Genomic DNA, 4,531 nt, shown 5'->3' with positions numbered 1-4,531 from the left:
CCGCGGTGATCGACGCCCGCGCGCGCTCGATCGAAGGATCTTCGGCCAGGGCGGTCAGCAGGAAGTCGTCCATCGCGGCGCCCCAGTGGGACGCGGGAGGCGTTACGGCAGGCTGGCTGGGGGCCGAGGCAACCGAGGCCGCGGCTTCAGGCGCGGGGATCGCCGCGGAGGCGTCGTCGGCGATGGCCGGGACGGCGGTGGCGGAGAGGGTCGCGGCGATCGCGATATATCGCCAGGTTTTCGAACCGGGAATATGGATCCAGGTCGTCGCTGGGCAGGGGTTTTGAGTCAGCACCGGAAACTCCGTGGAGTGGTTTTGCTTCGGTGCTCAGTTTCCTTTCTCGTCTCGCCGGCCAACAATAGCATTCATTTGCTAGCCTTTTGTCACTCTTTGATCTGCTGCCCCTGAATGCCGAATTGCGACTAGCAAATTTGAGTAGTGCTGGCCAGCGGAGGCCGGCGGGGAATGTCGGTTGCCAACATCCCGTCTTCACCCCTTCCCCGAGGAGTCGTCATGACTAACCCTTCTGAAGACCTGGAGCCCTGCATGCGGGCCTGCGCCGAGGCGCTGCTCGCGACCCGGCAATGCGCGAACGCCTGTATCCGTTCCGGCGACCGCACCCTGGAAGCCTGCGCCCTGCTGAACCTGGATTGCGCCGCCCTCTGCGAGGCCACCCTGGGCGCGCTCTCCCGGGAGTCCGAGCATCACGGTGACTTCTGCGCGTTGTGCGCCCACCTGTGCCGAGCGTGCGCCGAGGAGTGCGAGCGGCATTCCCATGCCCATTGCAAGCGTTGCGCGCAAGCCTGCCGCGCCTGCGCCGAGGCCTGCGACGTGCACGCGGGCGAGCGGCACCGGCTGCAGCCGGGCCATTGAGCTGCGCAGCCCGCGTTCAGTACTTGCCTGGCGCGACGCCGATATTCGTCTGGCCGATGGTGAATTTCCCACTCGGCTGGCGTTTATATCGCCGCGATCGAGTTTTTGTTGACATATTCCGTGGAGGCGAATTTCGTGGGTCTGGATCAACTGGAGATATTCGCGTCAAGGGCTATGACTCCGGTTTGCCGTCGAATATTCACTTTGATTTGACGTTTCGCAAAAGCGAAGCCGCCACGGCTGCCCGGCGGCGCCCGTCAGCGAGGAGCGACCACCTCGTGGCGCGGTGCCGCGACGGCCGCCACCAGCGGCAAGGTCAGGGTCGAACGCGCCCCGTCCGGGCCGCGCTCGAAGCGGTACTCGCCGCCCATGCGGCGCGCCCGCTCGCGCATGTTGATGAGCCCCTGCCCGGTGGAGGTGCCGAACGCCGGCCGCACCGCGGGTGCGGGGCCGGCGGCGGATTGGCCGTCGTCCTCGACCACCACGACGAGGAGGTCGCCGTCCAGCCGCAGCGAGAGGTTCAGGCGCGAGGCGCGGGCGTATTTCAGCGTGTTGGCCACGCTCTCCTCGACGATCCGCATCACCTCCTTGGACAGCCCTCCGAGCAGCACGCATTCGCGGTCGTTCTCGATGTCGTAGCTGACCTGGAAATCGGGCGCGCTCAGCAGCGCGTCCAGGTCCACGCCGTAGTCGAACAGGATGTCCTGGATCGGCCGGTGTTCGGTGGTGTCGGTCTCGCTGATGACCTCGCGCACGCCCTGCAGCACGTCCAGCAGGCCGCGCTCGACCTGATCGCGGTCGAGGCGGCCATCGCGGACGCTGAAGATCGTCCGCACCAGCTTCGACCCGATGCCGTCGTGCAGCTCGCTGTAGATCCGCTCGCGTTCCTCCTGCGCCGCCTCGCCGCGCTCGAGGTCGCGCTGCCGGGCGTGGCTGACGGCCAGTTCCATCTCGCGCCGGCGCAGCGCTTCGGCCAGGATGCGGTTGGCCTCGCGCACATGCTCGACGCTGACGCGGAACTTCGCCAGATGCACCCGGGCCATCACGATCAGCAGCGGCGGCAGGGCGAGGTGGGTCAGGTAGATCGGCGCGGTGAGCAGGCGCATGAGCGTCCCGTCGTCCTCGCGGGGCGCGCGCCGCACCAGCTGCATCAGCACGTTGTAGTCGTGCAGGATGAGCGCGCCGGCCGCCAGCACCACGACCAGCAGCAGCACCGCGTCGCTGCTGCGGGTGCGCCACGCGTGGCGCGCCAGCCGCAGGATCGCCCAGGCCTGGAAGGGCACCAGCACCCAGATCCAGAACATGTCCAGGTCCCACTCGACCACCTGTCCCAGGAAGGGCCAGACCGTCGCCGCCCCGGCCGAGATGGCCACCAGCGTCGTCAGCGCGCGGCGGCTCAGCGGCTGGTCGATGTAGCGCAGGATGAACTGGATCAGCAGCACGTTGAGCGCGCCCGCGCACAGGTAGAAGGCCCAGAGCCAGGCGGGGCGCCACCCGGCCGGCATGTAGATCCACAGCGACAGCGTGTAGACGGCCGCCCAGATCAGCGACGCCGCGCCCAGCAGCCCGAAGGCGGGATCGCTGCGATTCGCCAGCCACACGCCCACCATGAACAGGCCGGCCAGCAGGCAGAAGCCCCGCGATGCGTTCGCCAGCGTGCGGCACAGGAAATGGATCGACTCGGCGACGTAGGCGGCGTGATCCGCCGGACCGATCAGCACGGGCGCGATCGTGAAGTAGGGCTCCCAGCTGTTCACTTCGAGGGTGACCCGGTTCGGGCCGTCGCGGCGCAGCAGCTTGGGCGGCAGTTCCACCACCAGCGGGCGGAACCACATGAAGCGGGCCCGCGCGCTGGATTGCGCCAGCCCGTTGATCCAGACGCCGTTGAGGTAGATGTCCGCGCCGTTGATCGCCTGCGAGAGCACCAGGCTCTTGGCGGGCGGACGGTGCGCCGTGGCCGGGTCGCCGTCGCGCGCGGGGTCGAATCCATCCTCCGGGCCGATGAACGGGTCGAGGTCGATCTCGAAGACCTGGCGCATCGTCAATCGCTCGGCGGGCGAGATCAGCGGCATGCCCAGCGCGACGACGAAGGGCGACAGGTAGAGGAACACCACCATCCGCGACGCCGTCGTGTACTGCAGCCCGACGAAGATGCAGGCGAACTCGGCCGCGAACAGCAGGCCGGCGAGCAGGCCGCCGGGCAGGCTGGCCGCCCAGCCGGCGAACAGCACGATCAGCAGGAGGACCGCGCACGCGCGCCGAGGCCGACCCATCGCGCGAGCCGGTCGTCCAGGGCTGGCGCCCCGGCAGCGTGTCGCGCGTCAAGTCAGTGGAGCGCCAGATTCAGCTGGTCGACCACCGGGGCCCAGTCGGCGTCCTCCAGCAGCATGTCGCGCAGCGCCTTGGCCTGGGCCGGCGTCCAGAACGGCGCGTCCTGGACTTTCACGTCACCGGGCAGCGGACGGTGGCGGGTGATGAAGGCGCGGATGTCGGATTCGGCGGCGGCAGTCCCAGTTGCTCGAACAGCGCCGAGAACGGGTGGACGACAGGCTCCATGGGGACACTCCTTGCGCGGTTGCGGGTCGCACATACTCATCAAGGCTAACATCACCAGCCTAACTCACAAGAGCCAGCTACCTGGCCGCCACACCTCGGGTCGGAGGACATCCGCGGCGCGAGCGCCCCCGGATGGAATGAGAGAGCAGTGATCACCACCCATTTCCACATCTGCGCGTTCTTTGACAGCCGCGACGAGGCCGGCCAGGTGCTGGCGCCGTTCTACCGCGAGGCGCAGGCGCGCAACGAGTGCAACCTGCATCTGGTCGAACCGGACGGGCTGGACGAGCATCGCGTGCGGCTGGCCGCCGCCGGCATCGACGTGCCGGGCTGCGAGCATCGCGGGCAGTTGGTCCTGCGACCGTGGCCGGACGAGGCGGGCGCCTTCGACGTCGAAGGCCTGCTCGAGGCGATGGACCGCGCCACGGCGGAGCGCGGCGCGGCGTCCGGCGCCTTCGACGGGCTGCGGGTCATGGCGCAGATGGGCTGGGCGGTCCGCCCCGGCATCGACCGGCTGGACCTGCTGGAATACGAGGCGCGGCTCAACCGCGTGCTGGACACCAACCAGCAGCTGGCGATCTGCGTCTATGACCTCGCGCCGCTGGACGGGGCCACCATGATGGATTTGCTGCGGACGCATCCGCTCACGATGATCGGCGGCGTGCTGCGCGAGAATCCCTTTTTCACGCCGCCGGCCGAAATGCTGCGCGAGCTGTTCGCGCGTCGCGCCACCGGCCGGCGCCGCGGACGGTCGGCACCGGCGGCGCTTCCAGTGCCGGCACCAGGCCGGCGTGCCGAATGACGACGATGTCCCGAGAAAGAGAACCGTCCGCCGCCGACCGGGCGCTGCGAGACCTGATGGGTTTGCTGGCGCTGCCCGCGCTGTGGGTGGGCCGTGATGCCGCCACCGTGCTGCAGCTGACGACCGAGGCGGTCAACCGCATCGTCGGCACCGCGGTCTGCCTGGTGCACGCGCCGCTGGTGCCCGACGCCGCGCCGACGACGCTGCTGCAGCTGGGCGGGGTGCGCGTCGCGCACGATGCCTGGACCGACTTCATCGCCGCCTGCCGGCAGATGCCCGACGCCGCCGACACCGCCACC

General features: G+C 69.2%; 5 protein-coding genes and 1 pseudogene. 3 read left to right on the top strand and 3 right to left on the bottom strand.

Annotated features, from left to right (window positions below; genetic code table 11):
• Positions 1–295 (bottom strand): hypothetical protein (locus tag FUT87_RS25825; protein ID WP_404935449.1); only part of this gene is annotated, 295 nt, incomplete at its 3' end.
• A 252-nt stretch (positions 296–547) separates the two neighbouring features.
• Between FUT87_RS25825 and FUT87_RS25820 the strand changes: the two genes are divergently transcribed.
• On the top strand, positions 548–874 hold the full coding sequence (locus FUT87_RS25820) for a four-helix bundle copper-binding protein (RefSeq protein ID WP_091724428.1): 327 nt from the start codon (positions 548–550) through the stop codon (positions 872–874).
• 257 nt (positions 875–1,131) lie between these two features.
• Here the strand turns inward: FUT87_RS25820 and FUT87_RS31865 are convergent, their stop codons facing one another.
• Both FUT87_RS31865 and FUT87_RS25810 read right to left on the bottom strand, forming a co-directional pair.
• Complete coding sequence (locus FUT87_RS31865; protein WP_404935448.1) at positions 1,132–3,105, bottom strand: sensor histidine kinase; 1,974 nt, start codon at positions 3,103–3,105, stop codon at positions 1,132–1,134.
• Between the two features lie 95 nt (positions 3,106–3,200).
• Positions 3,201–3,430: pseudogene (locus tag FUT87_RS25810) on the bottom strand (DUF2789 domain-containing protein).
• A 148-nt stretch (positions 3,431–3,578) separates the two neighbouring features.
• Between FUT87_RS25810 and FUT87_RS25805 the strand changes: the two are divergent.
• Together FUT87_RS25805 and FUT87_RS25800 are read left to right on the top strand one after the other, a co-directional pair.
• Positions 3,579–4,232 carry an MEDS domain-containing protein gene (locus FUT87_RS25805; protein WP_147242838.1) on the top strand — a complete coding sequence of 218 codons (654 nt, stop codon included), beginning with the start codon at positions 3,579–3,581 and terminating at the stop codon, positions 4,230–4,232.
• Between the two features lie 5 nt (positions 4,233–4,237).
• Positions 4,238–4,531: hypothetical protein (locus FUT87_RS25800; protein WP_147242837.1), on the top strand; the 294-nt coding region annotated here is incomplete at its 3' end.

This window comes from Mitsuaria sp. TWR114 (assembly GCF_007997345.1).
Note: the sequence above shows the minus strand (reverse complement) of the source record. Positions and strands in the feature narration are given on the sequence as shown.